This window comes from Variovorax sp. P4_D9 (genome assembly GCF_056401695.1).
Map to the genome: position 1 here is coordinate 1 of NZ_JBFUIU010001656.1, position 758 is coordinate 758.

Consider the following 758-nt stretch of genomic DNA (forward strand, 5'->3'; position numbering starts at 1 on the left):
GGGCATCCCTCTTCATGCGGGTCACAAAGAAGACGCCCTGGGTGCACCACTGGCCGAACAGCCGGTAGTCGTTGTAGCCCCGATCGTCCACCACGATGGTGCCGGCGCCGAAGTCGATCCACTGGGCAACCTTCACGTCTGCCACCTTGCCGTCGGTGACSACGCCGAAGCACGGCAGGTAGCCGTCGTGGTCGAGAACCAGGTGCAGCTTCACCGCGCCCTTGGTACGYTGGTACTTGGCCCAGTCGTACAACGACAGGCTCAGGTCGATGACGGTGGAGTCGATGCTCACCAGCTTGTTCTTGAAWCGGAACTTGTGCTTGCCCGTCGCCTTGGCGGCAACCTTCTCGTACAGGCCGTGGAAGACCTGCTCGAACAGCTGCCAAGGCCGRTGCGCGTTGGCGTACGACAGCGAGGAGCGCGCCGGCGCYTCGATGCCCAGGTGCGCGAGCTTGCCCTCGCAGCTCTTGAGCCCGCCTTCGATCTCGCGCAGCGARTGGGCGCGGCCCAGTTGGCAAAACAGCATCGCAACCAGCTGGCCCCAACTGGAGAAGCCCTTGGACGCGTATTCAGCCTGGGTGCGCTTGACGATGTGCTCGAACTCGATGCGCGGAATCAGCTTGAGGATCTGACTGAACATGCTGCATGATGCTTTCACGTTGGGCCTCTCGTGAGTGGGGTGGAAGTTCGTTTGGCGACAACTTTTTACCCCACGCATCGGGATGGCTCAACGCCTTTCTGTCTTGGACAAGAGTGGG

The 758-nt window shown here is 61.7% G+C and carries 1 protein-coding gene; it reads right to left on the reverse strand.

What is annotated here, in order from left to right; all coding sequences use genetic code 11:
* Positions 1 to 640, reverse strand: a 640-nt coding sequence (locus AC1DY5_RS57585; protein WP_478123033.1) for an IS4 family transposase, incomplete at its 3' end; no start/stop codon positions are given.
* Positions 641 to 758 lie beyond the last annotated feature (118 nt).